This window comes from Niastella populi (assembly GCF_002078015.1).
Classification (GTDB): Bacteria; Bacteroidota; Bacteroidia; order Chitinophagales; family Chitinophagaceae; genus Niastella; species Niastella populi.
Window position 1 is genome coordinate 317,694 of the sequence record NZ_LWBP01000001.1, and the last position, 20,605, is coordinate 338,298.

A 20,605-nucleotide genomic window follows, 5' to 3' on the forward strand; every position below is an offset into this window, starting at 1 on the left:
AAACAAAGCAATGCACAAGAAAGGTTTTACAGTGAAGATCGTGTTTCAGTTTCTCCTGCTTCTCGTTGGCAGTTCTATTTGTTCGGGCCAAACGCAGGCAAACAAAAAGATTAAAAACCGGTACAACGCGTTCAACCCCGGCCAGCAATGGTACGACAACAGGGGAGAGCTCATCAATGCCCATGGCGGCGGTTTATTGTATAGCGGGAACACCTATTACTGGTTTGGAGAACGCCGTGGCCAACAGGGAACAAATGGGGTGAATGTGTATTCCTCCCAGGACCTGTATAACTGGAAGTACGAAGCGCTGGCCCTGGCAACCGATAGCAATAATGCCCAAAGTGATATTGTACCCGGTTGTGTAATGGAGCGGCCCAAGGTGATCTACAATGCGCGTACCCGCAAATATGTAATGTGGTTTCATCTTGAAATGAAAGGTAAAGGGTACAGCGCCGCCCGCGCCGGAGTAGCCGTGAGCGATAAGGTTACCGGCCCGTATAAGTTTATCGGCAGCTTTCGCCCCAATGGAAATATGTCGCGCGATATGACGCTGTTTGTCGATGATGACGGTTCGGCCTGGCATATGTATTCTTCGCGCGAAAACTATGATCTGCGCATAGCGCGGCTCACCGATGATTATTTGCAACCTACCACCGAAGACAAATTGCTGTTCAGTGCGCACCGCGAAGCGCCGGCATTATTCAAATATAACGGAAAGTATTATTTAATAACCAGCGGCTGCACCGGCTGGGCGCCCAATAAAGCAACCATACATACCGCAACATCATTAACAGGCCCCTGGACGCTGATGAACCATAACCCCATGGCCGGCTCCGGCGCCGATAGCACGTTCGGCGCCCAGTCGACCTACATTCAACCCATAGCCGGTAAAAAAGATGCCTTCATCTTTATGGCCGACAAATGGAATCCCCGCGATCTGCGCGATAGCCGTTACTTATGGTTACCGCTGCATATCAGGGACGAACAACCGGTGGTTGAATACCAGCATAGCTGGGACCTGAACCTGTTTGCAAAAAGCAATCCTTATGAAAAGGAAGGTTACCAGCTGGTATGGGCCGATGAGTTCAACACAGCAGGCCGGCCCGATTCAGGCCGCTGGCGGTATGAAGCCGGTTTTGTGCGCAATGAAGAATTGCAATGGTACCAGCCCGGGAATGCGGTTTGTAAAAATGGCCGGCTTGTAATAGAGGCACGCCGCGAAGAAAAAGCCAATCCCAATTATACTGCTGGTCATAAAGACTGGCGCAGGAACCGCCCTTCTATTAATTACACTTCTTCGTGTTTGTTAACGGAAGGCAAAGCTTCCTGGTTATACGGCCGTTTTGAATTGCGCGCGCGCATCGATATCCGCAACGGCATCTGGCCTGCGTGGTGGACGCTGGGTGTTGACAAACCCTGGCCCGGCAACGGTGAAATAGATATCATGGAATATTACCGCGGTAAGCTGCTGGCCAATATCGCCTGCCTTGGCAATAACCGGCGGCCCGAGTGGTTCAGCAATACCTTCTCAATAGATTCATTGGGCGGTGCGGCCTGGGCCGATCAATTTCATGTATGGCGTATGGACTGGACGAAGGAATACATTGCCCTGTATGTGGATGGCACCCTGTTGAACAAGGTGATGCTTGATGTACTGGCCAATAAAGACGGCAGCGGCTTTAACCCGTTCAAACAACCGCATTATATGTTGCTGAACCTGGCCATTGGCGGGCAGAACGGCGGCGACCCGGCTGCCACCACTTTCCCTTCGTTGTTTGAGATTGATTATGTGCGGGTGTACCAGAAAAAATGAGCGTTACTATTATTATATATTAGCAGTACGCCCTGTATTTTTATACGGGGCTTTTTTTTTGTCATGCCGGCACACATATGCATTTCAATTTGAGAATATTAGCATGTCCTGAAAAAGTACGGAACAAAAACAAAAAAGGATAGAGCGTAACTTTCTTCATACGCTTTGTACTATTCTGCTTTAGTATGAAACAATATTATTTTCTTTGGTGACATGATCAAAGATAATCGCTATAATATTGCCCGTATTTTTATCGAGAAAGGAGAGATTACAACGATTGCCCAGATCTTCGATTATATACCCAAGTCAGTAGTGAGTCATGAATTAAGGACCAACAACAACCGCTTTACCCGGCTTATAAACGACCCGCTTGAATTCAAGTTGATAGAACTGTCGAAGATAGCGCGGGCCATTGGCATAGAAACAAAAGTGCTGGTGAACATGGCCCTGCAGGATGAACACCGGCGTAACAGGAGTGGTAAGAAAGGAGCGCGGTAACATTTTCTGTAAGCGGCTTTACTAATTCAATCTAAACAAAAAAGATACAAAATGAACAATTATCTGTTCTCATGAAACAAAAAAAGTACGAAATGGTGTTTTTTGTGATTTAATCACTATTTCTTTTTTTCTTTGAAAAATGAGTATGGATAAACGATATGAAAGTATCAAGTTCATGATCGAAACCGGACACATAACCGAATTTAAGGAGATCTTCAATTACATTCCAAAGAGTTTATTAGGCAAACATCTTCATACCAATAATCCTCGAATGACCCGCCTGGTTACGGAAGTTGATGATCTTACTGTGCAGGAGATCGTTAGTATCAGTTCGCTTTTTGATGTCGCTTATGATAAAATAACACACATCGTGTTTACACAATACCTGAAGGATAGAAAGATAAAGTGACAGAGAGACTAACCGTGCCACGGCTTGTCAAAATGAAGCCGGGAGTTTCCGTGGCATCGCAAATGAACCGTGACACGGTTAACTTTTCTGCTTCAGCCCATGGGTTTTCCGGGAAGAGGGAACATTTCTGCCACTGGTTTGGGCCAGGCAGGATCCTGCGCTTCGAACCAGTTAACCCGGAGGGGAGTATGAGCCATCCTGTAATTACAGCGGTGGCTCTATTCTTTACCGCCCAACCCGTTAAAAGGGGGAGTAAAACCGCTGAAAGCCCAAAGCAATAGGATGCTTGCATTTGTTTATTAACCTTGAGGTTTTAGAATTTCACGATTCACGTTTGCCGTTTCACGTTTGCCAATTGCGTATGATCAACAACAAGCGCCCACTGTTAAGTCTGCGTTATATGCACCTGTAACAAAATAATCTATTGCTGATAAATAATATATTACTTACATTCGTTGCAGTTATTTAATACGAGCCCGGGATATATCTCTATCAGCTTCTTTACAACTCACATTTGAACGGCCTGATTTAATAGCAGTTAATACCGGATCGATAAATCGAATTACTTACTGGATAACAGGCAGTCACAAGCTTGTGCATAATTGGATCAATTCGTTGGCCGAGTGTAATTATTACTCTTACGGATTAATTTTTAGTCTTAAAGTTTTAGTATTTCACAGCCTGTACCGAGTTATCGGGATTTCCCGTTTCACGATGCAAATACTGATCGTTGTCAGCAAACTAACTGACAGTACCTGTTATGGAAATCACTTAGCAGCACTCCATCATCTTTTTCATTTTCAGAACCTTTAAAATTTCCTTTTTATGAGAAAAGAGAAACATCAGATGCCACTGGGCGCCATGTCTCCGCAACAGGAAGAGCATAGCATGGGCAAAATGCCTGGTGAAACTATTGAAAAGCAGCCAACCGGTAACATGGGCAGCGCTTCAGGTATGGGAGACACCGGCATTCGGCCAACTCCACAGGACGAAGCTTCATCCATGCCTATGGCGGATATGGCCGCTTCAGGCGAAAACAGTGAGGGGGAAATGAGGAATGTACTTATTGAAGTGCGCGTACCTTCTGCAAAGAACGCCTCTTTTGGTTTGCAGATGGGCGCCGGGTTAACGGCCTATGGGTTTCAGTTAGACTATAATTATGAGCCGGTACCGGTTAGCAGTAGTCCGAACCTTCAAAACGGATTAACTGAATCGGATGACCAGGTTGTACTGGTACGCGGTACAGTGCCTGTTGCCCGTATCGGCGAGCTGGAGCAGCAACCGAATGTTATAAAAGTATGGAACGATACGAAAGTTGAACACTTTCAGTTCGATGCCGATATAATGGTTGAAGAAGAACAGAAAATAAAGATCACGCCCATGGAAGGCCTCGGCACCTGTCCCATTGGCACCTGCGACTGTGCGCCCGGAACGCCAAAAGGAACTATTGCCGACGTGGCCAATTACCTTGGCGTTAACCAGATGTGGGCATCGGGTTTCAAAGGCGATGGTATTGTGGTTGGGGTAGTGGATGGCGGTATTACCGCGCAGGGCCGCTCCATCAACTCGGGCGATACCAGCAATCCCGGCTGGCCTAACAAGTTAATACCCCGTGTTATCGGCGGCTGGCCTACTGCCAACTGGGGCACTACCGGCGCCAACTGGGGCTGGCATGGCAACATGTGCTCAACCGATGTGCTCGGTATGGCGCCCAATGCGCAGATCTATGATATCAGGATAGATGCGCCCAATATTGGCGCTACCATCTCAAACGCCATCGCCGGTTTTCAATGGGCCATCGATCAGCATAAAGCCAACGGAACCCCGCAAATACTAACCAACAGCTGGGGTATTTTCCAGGATAACTGGGACCCTGCTTATGCAACAGATCCCAATCACCCGTTCACCCGTAAAGTGGTGGATGCACTGAACGAAGGCATTATCGTTTTGTTTGCCGCCGGTAACTGCGGCGGCTCCTGTCCCGATGGCCGCTGCGGCACCGATAACGGTCCGGGTAAAAGCATCTGGGGCGCTAACGGCCACCCAAGGGTTATGACGGTAGGTGCGGTAAACAAGAATGAACAGTTTGTAGGCTATAGCAGCCAGGGGCCGGCCGCGCTTGACCCGCAAAAACCCGATTTCTGCTCTGTTACGCACTTTACAGGTTTCTTTACCAGCGATAGCGGAACATCTGCCGCAACGCCAATTGCCGCCGGTTGTGTGGCCCTGTTGAAACAGGCCAAACCTTCATTGACGCAAGACCAGATAAAGAATGTTTTGAAGAATACAGCAAAGGATATCGGTCCGGCCGGCTTCGACCAGCACTCCGGCGCCGGCATCATAAGGCCCAAACTGGCTCTCGAATCCATTGCCGCTGCACCATCGGCATCGGGGCCGGTAGTATCATGGGGCCCCAACCGCCTCGATGTGTTTGTGGTGGGAACCGATTCAGCCCTGTATCATAAATGGTGGAATGGCGCCTCTTGGGGGCCATCACTCACCGGTTATGAAAATATGGGCGGCGTATGTATGAGCGCACCCGAAGTAGTATCGTGGGGACCGAACCGCCTCGATGTGTTTGTGGTAGGCGCCAACTCCGCATTATATCATAAATGGTGGAACGGCGCTTCATGGGGGCCGTCGCTCACCGGTTACGAAAATATGGGTGGAATAATTCAGGGCCAGCCCAAAATAGTGTCATGGGGTCCCAACCGCCTAGATGCATTCGTAATAGGCACCGATCGTTCATTGTATCATAAATGGTGGAATGGTTCGGCCTGGGGCCCTTCGCTCACCGGTTATGAGAACCTTGGTGGAAAGATCGTTGGCAATCCCGAAGTGGTTTGCTGGGGACCCAACCGCATCGACATCTTTGTGGTAGGTACCGACAGCTCTTTATATCATAAATGGTGGAACGGTTCGGCGTGGGGACCATCGCTTACCGGTTGGGAAAACCTGGGCGGTACCATCCTTGGCCAGCCCAAAGTGGTATCATGGGAGCCCAACCGCCTCGATGTATTTGTGGTAGGCACCAATTCGGCGTTATACCATAAATGGTGGAACGGCTCGGCCTGGGGCCCGTCGCTTACGGGTTATGAAAATATGGGCGGAACCATCGTTGGTTCACCTGAAGTGGTATCGTGGGGGGCCAACCGGCTCGATGTATTTGTGGTGGGCACCAATTCGGCACTGTACCATAAATGGTGGAACGGCTCGGCCTGGGGCCCATCGCTTACGGGTTATGAAAATATGGGCGGAACCATCGTTGGCCAGCCAAGGGTTGCCAGCTGGGGCAGCAACCGGTTAGATGTATTTGTGACCGGCACCAACTCGGCCCTCTTCCATAAATGGTGGAATGGTTCTTCATGGGGGCCATCACTCACCGGCTATGAGAATATGGGTGGCATCATCAACAAGTTCTAGTTGTAGTTAAACTCCATAGGCAAACCCATAAGGTGGGTCCTTTTATGAGGGCCCACCTTTGTTTTTTATGTGTGCCACGTTTCAAAAACGCGGCACATAAAGGAGCGGAAAAAAAAAATCCGAAAATACATTGAAACATTTCGATGTATCTATTTATATTTGTACCGGCAAAGCAAAATAGCCGGTATGGACAGCAAAAAATTTGAAAAGATTTCCCGTGCGTTGAGTGATCCCAACAGGATCGTGATTTTGGAGAAGTTCAAAAAGACAAAAGACTGCCTGTACTGCGCCGAGATCCACGATAGCCTCGATCTGGCGCAACCATCTGTATCGCACCACCTGAAACAACTGGTAGACGCCGATCTGTTGCTGCCCGAAAAAGAAGGCCGCAACCTGAAATATACCCTGAATGAAACGGTTCTCGACGATTACATTGCCTTTCTGAAAGCCCTTAAAGGCTGAAGGCTAAAAGCTGAAGGCTGAAGGCTGAAAGCTGAACGCCGAGCCTGAACGCGGAACGCAGCATGCTGAATACTAAAGGCGTAAGTATCAGGCAAAACAGAAACTCCAAAGGTAAATCCTAAAACAGAACACTAAACACTGAAAGCAAAAGGCTTAAGGCCGGAATCAAATGCAGAACACTAAACGCTGAACGTGAGCTTCGAATTTGAGACACACGCGTTAAGCCTTCAGCGTTTAGCGTTAAGCTTCTTTTTGTCCAATATATCGAAACATTTCAATATTTAAATTTATGAAGAAGTCGATCTACATCATGGCGCTGGGGGCATTTGGCATTATCACTACTGAATTTGGCATTATCGGAATTATGCCCGCCATAGCCAAACATTTCAACGTATCGATCGATACGGCCGGCTGGTTGCTGAGCGGGTTTGCATTGACCATTGCACTAACGGGACCATTCTCTGTGTTACTAACCTCTAAAATAAACCGAAAATGGATGATGTGCCTGGTGTTGCTGACGTTTGTGGCATCGAACATCCTTTCGGCCGTATCGCCCAATTTTACGGTATTGATGATAGCGCGTATTTTACCGGCATTCCTGCACCCCGTATTCTGGGCGGTAGCAACGGTAGCGGCTTCCAAACAGGTTGAACCGAAGGATGCGCCTAAAGCGGTATCGGTTGTACTGGGTGGGTTAAGCGTAGCCACCGTATTGGGTGTGCCCATCACCACGTATATTTCAGAATTGATAAACTGGCAGGCTTCATTTTATGTATCGGGAGTGATCAACCTTATAGCGTTTGCCGCGCTGCTGGCCTTTGTGCCTTCGATGCCGGTAACGGAAAAACAATCGGTGAAAAGTCAGCTCGTAATTCTTAAAAAAGGGCAAATGTGGGTGAACCTGGTGGCCACCATGATCATGATCGCGGGGATCTTCGCCACTTACAGTTTTCTGGCAGAATACCTGGGAAAGATCAGCAGTATGGACGGAACACAGATCAGTATTATGCTGTTGCTGTTTGGCGCCACCGGTATTGCTGGTAACTGGGTTACCGGTATTGCACTTAGTAAAAACGTAATGCTTACCACCCGGTTCTTTTTATTATCGCTGGTTGGTATTCACCTGCTCGCCTATACGTTTGGCGGTTTATTTATTCCCATGACGGCCATTGTGGGCATTTGGGGTTTTATACATACCGGCGGTTTTTTAATAGGGCAAACCCGTTCTACTTCCGAAGCGCCGGAAGCGCCAGAACTGGCAGCAAGTTTAATGGTATCGTTCGGAAATGCCGGGGTATCGCTGGGGACTTTCCTCGGTGGACTGGTTATAAAAAGTTTTGGCGTTCACCATGTAATCTGGATAAGCATTTTGTTATTGCTGGTAGCCCTCGCGCTCACATACGTATATGTGGGCAGGCGATCGGCTGTAACCGAAAAAGAACGGGAACAGGAAGCTGACGAGCCGGTATTGGTGCCTGAAGAAGCAGTTTTGGAGCTGTAAAGGTGTCTTACTACAACAGCCGCATCTTTGTATCGAGCCGTAATACAGCGTACCCCGGCAAGCGTCCGAAGCTGGTGGTAGTATATGAATAATTGATTACAATAAAAGAACAAAGAACGGGTGGATCTGGTAAAACGGGTCTGCCCGTTTTCTTGAGAAATAAGCTCCGATAACTTATAGTTCTTGTATCGTATCGATTTAATGCCGATAATTGTGATTTGTAAAAAACAGTAATCCGAATGCAAAAGATCTATCTCAGTGATTCAGGCCCAAAAGTATCTCCGGCCATTTACGGATTTTACAGATGGAATGAAGTGTCGGGGAATGCTGCCCAAACGATGGAAAGTATCGTTAGCCTTTGTCTTGAACTGGGCATCAATACCTTTGACCACGCCGATATTTACGGCGATTATCAGTGTGAAGAACTGTTTGGTAAACTCATCAGCAGCAAGTCGTTCAAACGCGAGGATATTGTATTGTTTTCCAAATGCGGACTGGTTACGCCACACGAGAGCCTGCCCGATGTTCGCGTTAAACATTATAATACTTCAAAGGAGCATATCTTTAAAAGTGTTGAAAATTCCCTGCGGAAGCTGAGAACCGATTATATCGATATTTTCCTGCTCAATAACCTCGATCCTTTATCGAATGTGGAAGAAACCGCGCTTGCCCTGCAGCGCCTGAAGGATTCGGGTAAAGTGAAGAACGTTGGGGTAGTTGGTTTCACCGTGTTTCAGCACCAGCTGCTGGCTTCTTTACTGAAAACGCCCATCGTTACCAATCATATTGAACTGAACCTGCTGAACACCTCGGCCCTTGACAATGGCCAGGTTGATTATATAAAACAACGCTATATGCGACCGCTGGCATCATCGCCGCTGGCCGCGGGCCGTATTGCCAATGGCACCGATGCGCAGGTTGTAAAGGTTAGGGCGAAGCTCGAAGCGATTGGCAAAAAATACAATGCTGATATAGAATCCATTGCCGTTGCCTGGCTGGTGAAATTAGGGGCCCTGCCGCTGATAGGCACCATCAACCAGCAACGCATCCGCCATATCGCCAACGCATTCGCCATCGATCTCGATCACCAGGACTGGTATGAATTATATGCTGCTTCAAGGGGAGAGTTATAACAATTTGGCAGCCCGCAACAGGCTGAACGCTTAAGACTTAACGCGGAAAGCTTGTGTTCGAATATCGAACATGCTGAGTTTATTCGGTCAGCACTCATTACGGGAGCTTGCGTTAAGCATTCAGCGTTATGCGTTCAGCTTTCTCTTCGTTAAGCGTTCGGCATTTCATATCTTTGTGCCGAATGAGAACGTTTGATGATACTTACCGGCATAAAGGTTTACGGAAACAACTGGTTGACTTATTAAAACAGAAAGGCATTACTGATGAGCGGGTACTGACCGCCATTTTACAGGTTCCGCGGCATTTCTTCCTCGATTCAGCATTAGACAGGGTTGCTTATGAAGACCGGGCTTTTCCTATTGCAGAAGGCCAAACCATTTCGCAACCGTATACCGTTGCTTATCAAACCCAGTTACTGGAGGTGAAACCTTACGAAAAGGTGCTGGAGATTGGTACGGGCAGCGGCTATCAGGCAATTATTCTCGGCGAAATGAATGCGCAGGTATATACCATCGAACGGCAGAAAAAGCTGTTTGAAGAGCACCGTAAGTTCATTCTTCGCGGTAAATATCCCAATATTAAATATTTTTATGGCGATGGCTATGAAGGGCTGCCTACCTACGGGCCATTCGATAAAGTGATTGTTACCGCAGCAGCGCCGTATATTCCACCTAAACTGATCGAGCAGTTGAAAACAGGCGGTAAAATGGTGATACCGGTAGGTGAGGGAAATGTGCAACGGATGTTGCGCCTTACCAAACAGGCCGATGGCAGCGTTACAGAAGAATTGTTCGATAACTTTTCGTTTGTGCCAATGCTGGAAGGGAAGAACCAGTAACCAATGTGATAATGTGCTAATTTGCTGATGTGCTAATGAAAATACAACGAAGGTGAAATGTCCTGAATGATGAAAATGAAGTGAATAGATAAAGGGCAATAGACAGGGCGCCTGTTACCGGATACCGGTTTGTGAAGCGCCAGGTCAATGACAGTGCGATTGTTGGTGCCGGAGCACCGGGAACCGGTAACTGAAAGTTGTAACGGATTTCAGAACCAAGTATTCAACTAATAATCATTGAGAGTAGTAATTATAGGAACAGGAAATGTTGCCACTATTTTAGGTAAAAGGTTTTTAGCCGCCGAACATGAAATAGTACAGGTTTGTGGAAGAAATGCATTGCATGCAGAAGACCTGGCCGATACATTGTCTGCCGTATCGACAACGGATCTAAAGCATATCGATCAGTCGGCCGACCTGTATGTACTGGCTGTTAGCGATAATGCTGTTGCGGCCGTAGCGGCTGAACTGCAGCTGAATAACAAACTCATTGTTCATACCGCCGGCGCCGTATCCAAGGATGTGCTCAGCGCCGCCAGCAAAAATTATGGGATCTTATACCCGCTGCAAAGCCTGCGCAGCGAACTGAACGAACTGCCCGAAATTCCTTTCCTCGTTGATGGTAATACCGGGGATGATCTTGCGCTGATCACCGAATTTGCAAACACCATTTCGCACCAGGTAGAACAGGCCGGTGATGAACAACGGTTGAAACTGCATGTGGCCGCGGTAATGGTAAGCAATTTCACCAATCATTTATATACGCTGGCCAAAGCATATTGTTTGCATGAGAAAGTTGACTTCAATATGCTGCTGCCGCTGATAACGGCCGTTGCAGAAAGGTTGCACGATTATGAACCGGCTGCCATTCAAACGGGACCGGCCGTTCGAAACGATGAAGCCACCATTCAAAAACATCTCGCGCTGTTACAGGACCATCCTTCATTGAAAGTAATGTATACCATGTTCACGGAGAGTATCAAAAAGATGTACGGCGCGCGAAGCGCGGGTTGAAAAGTTGATGAGGTTGATAAAGTTAAAGCCATAAAAGACAGAAGCGGAAAGCCAAATTTGGTGAGGCATTGGGCCGCGGTTGTTTTCTACCTCATCATTCTACATTTGATATTCAATATTCATCTGTTCTTTGCCTTTCCTTTATCAACTCTATCACCCTTATCAACCTTTCAACTTCTTTTGCGACTTTTTCCTTTTCTTCTTTCTGATCACAGCGGCATTCTCCTTTATTTTCTCTTTTCCATTGTATTCTTCACCCAGGTATCTTTCACGTATAATGCGCATGTGATGCGCTACATGTCCGGCGCAAACAAATGCCAGTCCGGCCACGCTGATGGTACTGTTATTGGCAGAACCGGTTTGCAGCAGCTGGTCATCATCGAGCGAATGCAGGAAAAGCTCATTGGCGGTGCGCAGGGCTTTGAACTCATCAACCAGTTCATTCCACTTGCGTTTGGGCGCCTTGGCGGTTATGGCCCAGTTGTTTTCATCAAAACCGGGGAGGGGAGCGGGGTCCATACGGGCAAATGTAAGCGCGCGGTAAATAAATACCCGTTCGGCATCGATTATGTGTTGCAGTAACTCCTTGATGGTCCATTTGCCTTCCGCATAGGCATAGTTGATCTTTTTGTGCGGGATCTGTTTCAGCAGTTTTCTAAAGCGGCGGGTATTGTTGGCAAGGGCTTCCTGCAGGTTCTCTTCCTGCAGTGCATTGAGATAGGTTTTATAAAAATCAGGTACGGTAATGTCTTTTTTGCTGACCATACATCATTTTTTCTAAAAGTACTTAAAACTGGTCAATGGTCAATGGTGAATCGTCAATGGTCAATGGGCTCACGAATTCTATGCATTCGAATTAGTTATTAGTCTCCCGCATCGGGTACTATTCACCATTGACCATTCACGACATAAAATAACAAAGGGTACAAATAATCGCCTGTGCCAGTTATTTGTACCCTGTATGTTTTATAAATAAAACTATCCTCTCTTATTCTTCATTGTTGGTTTGGGCGACGATTTTTTCGGCGCTTTTTTACCGGAAGGATCAAGCGTGGCGGCTATTTTAGCGGCCTCGAACGCGTTGATGATACCACCGCTTTCGCTCAATTCGTTCAGCGCAACCAGCTCATCGGTGCCAGGTTTTTTAACCTTGGTTTCAGGCGCCTGAGATGATTTCATTAAACAGTACTTCAGTTGCTGTGGTGTAAGGTAAGGGAAGTATTCAAGCAGGAAGGCTGCTGTACCGGCAACTACCGGGCAGGCCATACTGGTACCCTGTGCATTTCCGTAGGTATTGCCGCCGGGAATGCTTGAATAGATCTTAACACCGGGCGCAAACACATCAACCTGGTTCTTTCCATAGTTTGAGAAAGATGCGGTGAAGCCGCCGGCTTTGGGATCGCCGCTGGCGCCAACCGTGATCCAGTTAGATGCCTTTGTATTGCTGCCTTTGATCATTGCATTGGGGAAATTATCGGCCGTATCGATATTCTTGGCATCGTTACCAGCCGCATGTACCAGCAACACGCCTTTGCTTTCTGCATATTTAACCGCTTCATCTACCCATTTTTTCTGGGGCGAGAAGTCTTTACCAAAGCTCATGTTCACTACTTTGGCGCCGTTATCGGTTGCATAACGGATAGCCAGGGCAATATCTTTATCGTGCTCATCGCCATCGGGCACGGCACGGATCATCATAATGCGAACGTTATCGGCAACACCATCCATTCCCTTTCCATTACCACGAACTGCGCCGATGATACCGGCTACGTGTGTACCGTGGAAGGGGGTAGAAGCCATTACATCGGGGTTACCATAGTCGCGGTCGTTGATATCGGCTTCATTGTCTTTCGTAATATCGCCGCGGTAGTTTTGAGGCGCTTTGTCTTTGGCTTCAGCTTTTCTTTCTTCACCGCTTACGAACTCTTCAAAACCTTCGAGGAACTCCTTGTTGGTGGTTTCCATCATCTGGTTGGCTTTGAACAGGTACAACAGGCTGGCTCTGGCGCCTTTTTCGGTTGTTGAAACCGCTGTAAAAGTATCTACGTCGTTACCGGTATACGTTTCTTTGTTCAGGAACTTACGCATGGCGCTGTCGCTTTTCTGGGCGCTCATCAATGCTCTTTTCAGCATTACCAGGTCAACGCCTTCATCGCTGCCATCGCCTTCGATCTTCTTTTTCGACCTGACCCACATTTTGTACTCATCTTTTTCCTCGGCGCTCAGTTTGGTGGTGTCGATGTTCTTACCGGCAAATTTGTCTTTGTACATATGGTAAACGCGGGCTCCTTCATAAGAGTCCTGTTTAACGTTCCTGCCGTCTTTACCGCCAATAAAGTTCCAGCCATGGATATCGTCTGCATAGCCGTTGCCATCGTCATCGATACCATTGTTGGGAATTTCTTTGGGGTTTACCCACAAGATCTCTTTCAGGTCTTCATGCAACGTGTCGATACCTGAATCGATCACCGCAACCACTACGGTTTTTCCTTTTAGGTTTTTTGTACGGATAAATTCATAGGCTTTATCGATGCTGATACCACTGAATCCGTCCTTGGTTTTGTCGAGCAGGTGCCAACCCTTCGGCACATCTCCTGATTTTGTGCTTTTCTCCTGTTGCGCAAAGGAGGTATTCTCTGCAATCACAAAGGCAGTTACAAGTCCTGCTACTTTTACCAGTTTGTTCATTTACAAGTGTTTTTTGCTTTACTGATGTGTAACGTAATTTATTAATGGTAAATAAGGTCCAAATATCCTGTTTTTTACTAATTCTTAACAAATGATGAACCTGAAAACCATAGATCGGGGGAAGGCCGTTTGCAGGTGTACTTTATACATTCGCACTTTACAAACGTTCATTATTTCCCTCCACAAAATATAAAATTAAAAGCCACGCATGTATGTTATTACATGAGTGGCTGGTTATTTGTTCATAATTTATTGTCAAGATTTCAATAGTCAATTTACAACGGGCAGGGGTTGCCGGATTTTGGGTTTCCCCTTCGATCGCGGACTTCCGGTTTGCCTGTCAATTGCCTGTTGGCTATTGTTGCGACAGCCTCAGTTCTACCCGGCGGTTGGCAGCCCTTCCTTCCGGTGTGCTATTGTCGGCAACCGGGTTTTCCTGGCCATAACCTATGGCTTGTAACCTGTTGGCGTCAAGCCCTTTTTGCACCAGGTAGTTCTTCACCGCATCGGCACGTTTTTGCGACAAGGCCAGGTTCGAGGCCGGTTTACCAACATTATCGGTATGGCCCGATATAACCAGTTTCAGGGTGCTATCGGTACGTAATACCGCTACCACATTGTTCAGCGCGCTGTATGAGGCCGGCAGTATTTTATCGCTTCCTACCGCAAAGAATATCTTTTTAGCGGCATAGTTCACTTTTTCCACGATCTCTTTCTTAATGGGCGGACAACCATGGTTTTCTGCAATACCCGCAACGGTGGGGCATTTGTCTTCTTTGTCATTCACTCCATCGCCATCGGTATCGGGCACAGGGCAGCCATTGAAGTCGGCCGGGCCCGGTTTATCTGGACACAGGTCTGTTTCATCGTCGATTCCGTCGCCATCGGTATCGGGTGGCGGGCAACCCTGGTATTTCAACAGGCCTGCCACATCGGGACATTTATCATCATCGTCAAGTACGGTATCGTGGTCGCGGTCGGGGATAGGGCAGCCTCTGTAACGGGCTTCACCGAATATATCGGGGCATTTATCAACCGCGTCGGCCACGCCATCGCCATCATTATCAGGGCAACCGCCTGCTTTGAGTGAGCCGGGCACATCGGGACAGCCATCCTTTTTATCGGGCACGCCGTCTTTATCCCTGTCGTTACTAAGCACTACTTTTTTATTCAGCCAGAAACCAAGGGAAGCTCCTATTACACGATGCCTGAACGTGGCATCGTATGGCACTTCATAAAAGTTCATCAGACCCTGGCTAAAGAAACCGGTAAGCATGATGTTACCAAATTCAAAACCAACACGGGCGTTTACACCCGCGTCGAAAGTGGTAACATTATACATGTTCTTACCAACCTGTATATCCGATTCTTCGGAACTGAACTTAACATCCGAATTATTGATGGCCACCCTTGTTTCGTTCGTTTGTTTTCCGTTAAAGAAGAAAGCGAAATAAGGGCCGGCGCTGATGAGGAAACTGCTTTTTTTACCCATGCGCAGTTTCAGCATTACGTTCAGCGGAACTTCAATATAGTTGGTGTAAAATGTGTTGTTCTGGTATAAAGTATCGGTATTGACTACGGTAGTATCGTACAGACGGCTGAATTTTCTGCCCTTGCTCATATACAGCATCCCCGGATTAAAAAAGCATTTATTGGAATAGCCCAGCGGAATTTCGCCGGTTAACCCGAGGTGAATACCGCTTCTTTTTGAATAATATGGCTCGGTGGTATTGGCCCAGTTCGGAATATAATTTTTTTCAATTACTGAAGAAGAATGCGGACCACCCATGATTCCCAGCCGCATTTGGGAATTGGCAGCGTACATAAGGGTAGTAAAAAGCAGCAGCGTGTAAAATTTCTTCATACCGGTTTTTCAGTCTGTCAGACAGGTTATAACGTTTTGAATGATTGTTATATTGTTCGGGGCGAGGTCTGCCGGCCGGATGAGGTTGAAGAAGCAGGATGTACGGGATTTTGCGATTTCTGGATTCAGGGATTTCGATATTCCGGGATTCAGGGATTTTGAGATTTGTCATAAGGCAGCACCCAAATGAAATCTCAAAATCCCTATATCTCAAAATCAGAAATGTGCATTTATACGTGAAACTTTATTCCCTGCGCTAAGGGTAATTGTGTAGAGTAATTGATCGTATTCGTCTGGCGTCGCATATACGCTTTCCAGGCGTCACTGCCGCTTTCGCGGCCGCCGCCGGTTTCTTTTTCACCGCCAAAGGCCCCGCCGATCTCGGCGCCCGAAGTACCGATGTTCACATTGGCAATACCGCAGTCGCTTCCATTGACAGAAAGGAACTGTTCCGCTTCGCGCAGGTTCAGCGTCATAATGCTGGAAGAAAGACCCTGCGGAACGCCGTTTTGAATGGCGATCGCTTCATCGAGACTGTTATACTTCATCAGATACAGGATGGGGGCGAAAGTTTCCTGCTCTACGATCTTGTAATGCGGTTCCACTTCAGCAATACATGGTTTTACGTAGCAGCCGCTTTCATAACCATCGCCATCGAGTACGCCGCCTTCGACAATGAATTTGCCGCCTTCTTTTTTGCAGGCCTCGAGGGCTTTGTTGTAAAGCATTACTGCATCTTTATCGATCAGTGGTCCCACATGATTGTTCTCATCGAGCGGGTTGCCGATACGCAATTGCCTGTAGGCTGTGGTAAGTTTATTTTTAATGGAATCGTATACTTCTTCGTGTATGATCAGCCGCCGGGTGGTAGTGCAACGTTGTCCGGCAGTACCAACGGCGCCAAACACAGCCCCGCGAATAGCGATATCGGGGTCGGCGTGTTTTGAAATGATGATGGCGTTATTTCCGCCCAGTTCGAGCAGGGCGCGGCCCAGGCGGGCGCCAACGGCTGCTCCTACGGCTTTGCCCATACGGGTACTACCGGTTGCAGAAACCAGCGGAATGCGGGTATCGGCCGAAAGCCATTCACCCACTTCGCGGCCGCCGATAACCAGGCCGTTTATACCATCGGGAACGTTGTTGCGTTTCAGCACTTCTGCAATGATATGATGGCAGGCCACTGCGCACAAAGGCGTTTTTTCGGAAGGTTTCCAAATGCAAACATTACCGCAGATCCACGCCAGCATGGAGTTCCAGCTCCATACGGCCACAGGGAAATTAAAGGCGGAGATAATACCCACAATACCTAACGGGTGCCATTGTTCGTACATGCGGTGCGCGGGGCGTTCGCTGTGCATGGATAATCCGTACAGTTGACGCGAAAGACCAACCGCAAAATCACAGATGTCGATCATTTCCTGCACTTCGCCATATCCTTCCTGCAGGCTTTTTCCCATTTCGTAGGAAACCAGTTTACCCAGCGGTTCTTTATTGGCGCGCAATGCTTCGCCTATCTGCCTCACGACTTCACCGCGTTTGGGAGCGGGCCAGGTGCGCCATTCAGTAAAAGCAGCCTGTGCTTTGGCTATTACGGCTTCATAGTCACTTTTATCGGCGGCCTGCACGGCGGCAATGAGTTTGCCGTCAACGGGCGAAAACGATTCAATACGTTCGCCATGGGCCGTACCGGTTGACACGCCTGCATTCAGTTCCGCTATGTTTAACGGGGCAAGAAAATCCATATGGAAAGTTATTTTGCTAACAAATGTAAGGAAAAGCAAGCTGCAAGCCACAAGCTGAAAGCCGCAAGCTCAAAGCCGAAAGAGTTCAGGGTTTTAACAGGCCAAACATAGGTTATATGTAAGTGAATATGCGGTAAAACATAGCAGGTACAGTATGCGACCTGTACAAAATCTGCAGTTTTTGCATGTAAGGTTGAATAGAGGTGCAGTAGGGTGCGTAGTTAGTATACAAGGCTTAGTATAGGCTATGAATACTATTTCGAGACGATTCCATGGCCATTCGCAGCGCATTAACGTCTCGTCAACGTCTCGTAAAGGTCTTGTGAAAGTCTCGTGAAAGTCCCGTAAGGGTCTCGTGAAGGTCTTGTACAGCATGCGGAATGCGCGCAGGAGATATAATTATAACCAACTGCAATATACTAAAAATATTGCGCATCGCCGGCAGAAGCCTGCAAACTAACAACTATGAACAGAGAACTGAGAACTGTGAACTGTGAACTGTGAACTAAGAACCAGTATTTGCCAGTTGTTTTCTGCAGTAGTCATTGAATTCGTCCTCATCCGCATCCTCGTCTTCATCGTCTTCCACTTCGCGTTGTAAAATGCGGTTATTGGTAAAGTCGAGGGTGATCAACCCATCACGCAGTACAATGTTGCTGAACTGTTTCCAGGTATATCTTTTTTTGAAGAGCGAATTGATCACGATTTCATTATCGGCAAACCCGATCTCAACTGAATATTTTGCCTGGTACTCGAGCAGGGCGAGAATGATGAATAAAAACACCAGCCATTGCAGATAAGGCATTTTCATCCATACCAGTGCGGCTATCAGCAGGGCGCGGCTGTAATACACTTTGCGTTTCTTTGCCTGTTGGGCAAGGTTGTAGATAACAATACCCAACACCACCAGCGCACCAATAAGGTAAGCCACGCTTACATGGCGGCTGCCCATTAATTCGAGCGTAAAGGAAACAACGGAAAAAAGGCTGAGTATTAGCCCCAGTATATCAATATACCGGTTATTCTGATTTTTAAGGGTAACAACATATTGGTATACCATGTTAGTTGACGGGTTAACGAGTTAACGAGTTAACGGGTTGACGAGTTAACGGGTTGACAAGGATTTCCTGTGTGCAGCAGCCTGGCTATTAGTTGAAATGTTGATAGAGGTGATAAAGTTGATAGAGGCACTCTAAGCAGCATCCCAGTTAATGGCTTACAGGTTGACCGGCGAGGCCAGGAACTTCGGAGACCGTTGCCGATTCACTATTGCCGATTGCCGTGATTTTATTGGTTGCTGGCCACCAGCTTATTGGCTAATCTCCACAAGATGTGCGCACCCACATTGGCATCCCACTCGTTGTTATCGCCAACGCCGATTTCCACCAGATCGAAACCTATGAACTGCCGGCCGCTTTGCACGACCTTTTTGATCAGGTAAAAGATCTGTTCGGTTTCGAAGCCGCCCTGTACGGGTGTGCCTGTATTGGGGCACAATTTAGGATCGAGGCCGTCAACATCAAAACTTACCAGCACTTTTTGTGGTAATTTTTTTACGATCTCATCGGTGATCTGTTTCCAGGTTTCACCTTCGTACTGGCGTTCTTTTATATCCTTATCGAAATAGGTAGTAACCCTGTCTTTATTATCCTGAATATACAGCCATTCTTCCTGGCAGTAATCGCGGGCGCCTATTTGCACCAGATGGGTAAGCGAAGGGATTTCTTTCAGCGCATTGTACATCACACTGGCATGGCTGTACGTAAACAGTTCGTACCCTTTTCGCAGATCGCAGTGGGCGTCTATCTGCAATACGCCAAAATCGCCATGCTGTTCGGCCAGCGCTTTGAAATACCCCAGTACAATACTGTGGTCGCCGCCAAGGATGGCCACCAGTTTATTGCGGTTCAGTAACTGTTTGGTTTGTTCGTACACCCATTTGTTCAAATAATTGCCGCCTTCATTGATCTCGCGCAACGATTTGCACATGAAAAGGTTCTTCTCCAGTATTTCGCCATGTGAAATATAGTCGATGTACAGTTCGGCTTCTTTGCGCAGGTAATCGCTTTTCAGCAGGACCTTTTTATCGAGCGGGCGCATAAAAAAACCCTGTTTCCACGCTTCCTTGTGGTCAGGGTCAAAAAGATCGACATGCATACTTGCCTTGAAGATATGATCCGCCGCACGCGCGGTGCCGGCATTATAGCTTACTGTAACCTCCCAGGGCACGGGCAAAATGACCAAACGGGCATCTTCCTCCTTGAATGGCAATCCAAAAATATTGTTGTTGGGGTTACTTGCCGCGTTGGGATCAAAATGTGATAGATCTGTCATATATCATACGCTAAAAAAACGGGGATGCAAGGTAGCACCCGATTGCAAACCTGCAAAAAAATTGTATAAAACAAACTTACGCTTGTTAGCGGCCAACAGTTCTAAGTTCTTAGTTTTTAGTTCTTAGTTGGCGATATTTGGAATTCCCTGCATTGTAATCAGCATGCTGTTCCGCTTCGGGAAACAGGCAAAACCTTTAGGGGATGGCAGGCAAGCTACACTTAAAACATTCAACTTCCAACTTCGAACTTTTTTCCGGCTGCTTTGTTGCTGCTCCATCTATGTATCTAATTACGAATATTTTAATGCCACATGATCAAAATCATTCCATACCTCAATACATTTTTGAACTAACTTTGCGGTGCATGTAACAATTGTGCATTAAAAGGTGTGCCACATTTAGTTTTCTTCTTTGAATGCAAGTGTGGCACACCTGACAGCTACAATAAAAATTTCAGATGAAAAAGATCCATATTGTTATACTGGTAGGCATAGCTGTAGGTATTATGATCCTTTTGAGCTTTATGGCCGACCTGTCTACCTATGAAACCCTCGCCTCGGCCCGTCAGAAAGAAGGAAAAACCGTAACGGTGATTGCCAAGCTCGATAAATCGGCAGCAATACCCATCGAGTACGATCCGGCCAAAAACCCCAACCTCACCAAATTTTATGTAGTTGATTCACTGGGGAACAGGGCGCAGGTGCGTTACTATTTCGAAAAGCCTTTCGATATGGAGAAGAGTGATCGTATTGTGCTGAAAGGGAAAATGCAAGGCGATATTTTTGAAATCACCAGTAAGGATGGTATCCTTATAAAATGTCCTTCCAAGTACAAAGACGATCCCAAAGCTGCGCAGAACAACCTGACTCAAAACTAATAACCTG

16 protein-coding genes are annotated in these 20,605 nt (G+C 47.2%); 10 read left to right on the top strand and 6 right to left on the bottom strand.

The window, feature by feature from the left end; genetic code table 11:
* The first annotated feature begins 10 nt into the window (after positions 1-10).
* The 9 genes from A4R26_RS01130 (at position 11) to A4R26_RS01175 (ending at position 11,092) form a co-directional block, all read left to right on the top strand.
* Positions 11-1,813, top strand: a complete 1,803-nt coding sequence (locus tag A4R26_RS01130; protein WP_081158796.1) for a family 43 glycosylhydrolase — start codon at positions 11-13, stop codon at positions 1,811-1,813.
* 213 nt (positions 1,814-2,026) lie between these two features.
* Positions 2,027-2,311 carry a hypothetical protein gene (locus tag A4R26_RS01135; RefSeq protein ID WP_081158809.1) on the top strand — a complete coding sequence of 95 codons (285 nt, stop codon included), beginning with the start codon at positions 2,027-2,029 and terminating at the stop codon, positions 2,309-2,311.
* A gap of 145 nt (positions 2,312-2,456) precedes the next feature.
* A complete protein-coding gene (locus A4R26_RS01140; RefSeq protein ID WP_081158812.1) occupies positions 2,457-2,720 on the top strand; it encodes a hypothetical protein in 264 nt (87 codons plus the stop codon).
* 825 nt (positions 2,721-3,545) lie between these two features.
* Positions 3,546-6,143 carry a DUF8189 domain-containing protein gene (locus tag A4R26_RS01150; RefSeq protein ID WP_207625654.1) on the top strand — a complete coding sequence of 866 codons (2,598 nt, stop codon included), beginning with the start codon at positions 3,546-3,548 and terminating at the stop codon, positions 6,141-6,143.
* A 186-nt stretch (positions 6,144-6,329) separates the two neighbouring features.
* Complete coding sequence (locus A4R26_RS01155) at positions 6,330-6,605, top strand: metalloregulator ArsR/SmtB family transcription factor (protein ID WP_081158818.1); 276 nt, start codon at positions 6,330-6,332, stop codon at positions 6,603-6,605.
* Positions 6,606-6,894: 289 nt separating this feature from the next.
* Entirely contained in the window at positions 6,895-8,106 is a 1,212-nt protein-coding gene (locus A4R26_RS01160; RefSeq protein WP_081158823.1) for an MFS transporter, read from the top strand.
* 239 nt (positions 8,107-8,345) lie between these two features.
* Positions 8,346-9,239 (top strand): aldo/keto reductase, encoded by an 894-nt coding sequence (locus A4R26_RS01165; RefSeq protein ID WP_081158826.1) that lies wholly within the window; start codon positions 8,346-8,348, stop codon positions 9,237-9,239.
* 182 nt (positions 9,240-9,421) lie between these two features.
* A complete protein-coding gene (locus A4R26_RS01170) occupies positions 9,422-10,078 on the top strand; it encodes a protein-L-isoaspartate(D-aspartate) O-methyltransferase (RefSeq protein ID WP_081158828.1) in 657 nt (218 codons plus the stop codon).
* Positions 10,079-10,315: 237 nt separating this feature from the next.
* Positions 10,316-11,092 carry a Rossmann-like and DUF2520 domain-containing protein gene (locus tag A4R26_RS01175; RefSeq protein ID WP_081158831.1) on the top strand — a complete coding sequence of 259 codons (777 nt, stop codon included), beginning with the start codon at positions 10,316-10,318 and terminating at the stop codon, positions 11,090-11,092.
* A gap of 162 nt (positions 11,093-11,254) precedes the next feature.
* Here the strand turns inward: A4R26_RS01175 and A4R26_RS01180 are convergent, their stop codons facing one another.
* From A4R26_RS01180 to A4R26_RS01205, 6 genes are all read right to left on the bottom strand, one after another.
* A complete protein-coding gene (locus A4R26_RS01180; RefSeq protein WP_081158834.1) occupies positions 11,255-11,857 on the bottom strand; it encodes a DinB family protein in 603 nt (200 codons plus the stop codon).
* A 213-nt stretch (positions 11,858-12,070) separates the two neighbouring features.
* Positions 12,071-13,780: a S8 family peptidase gene (locus A4R26_RS01185; protein WP_081158836.1), complete on the bottom strand. Its 1,710-nt coding sequence runs from the start codon at positions 13,778-13,780 to the stop codon at positions 12,071-12,073.
* 355 nt (positions 13,781-14,135) lie between these two features.
* Positions 14,136-15,644 (bottom strand): OmpA family protein, encoded by a 1,509-nt coding sequence (locus A4R26_RS01190; protein WP_081158838.1) that lies wholly within the window; start codon positions 15,642-15,644, stop codon positions 14,136-14,138.
* Between the two features lie 230 nt (positions 15,645-15,874).
* Positions 15,875-17,386, bottom strand: a complete 1,512-nt coding sequence (gene amaB / locus A4R26_RS01195) for an L-piperidine-6-carboxylate dehydrogenase (protein ID WP_081158841.1) — start codon at positions 17,384-17,386, stop codon at positions 15,875-15,877.
* Positions 17,387-17,891: 505 nt separating this feature from the next.
* A complete protein-coding gene (locus tag A4R26_RS01200; RefSeq protein WP_081158843.1) occupies positions 17,892-18,446 on the bottom strand; it encodes a hypothetical protein in 555 nt (184 codons plus the stop codon).
* A gap of 227 nt (positions 18,447-18,673) precedes the next feature.
* Positions 18,674-19,720: an agmatinase family protein gene (locus tag A4R26_RS01205; protein ID WP_081158846.1), complete on the bottom strand. Its 1,047-nt coding sequence runs from the start codon at positions 19,718-19,720 to the stop codon at positions 18,674-18,676.
* Positions 19,721-20,178: 458 nt separating this feature from the next.
* Between A4R26_RS01205 and A4R26_RS01210 the strand changes: the two genes are divergently transcribed.
* Positions 20,179-20,598 carry a cytochrome c maturation protein CcmE domain-containing protein gene (locus tag A4R26_RS01210; RefSeq protein WP_081158848.1) on the top strand — a complete coding sequence of 140 codons (420 nt, stop codon included), beginning with the start codon at positions 20,179-20,181 and terminating at the stop codon, positions 20,596-20,598.
* Positions 20,599-20,605 lie beyond the last annotated feature (7 nt).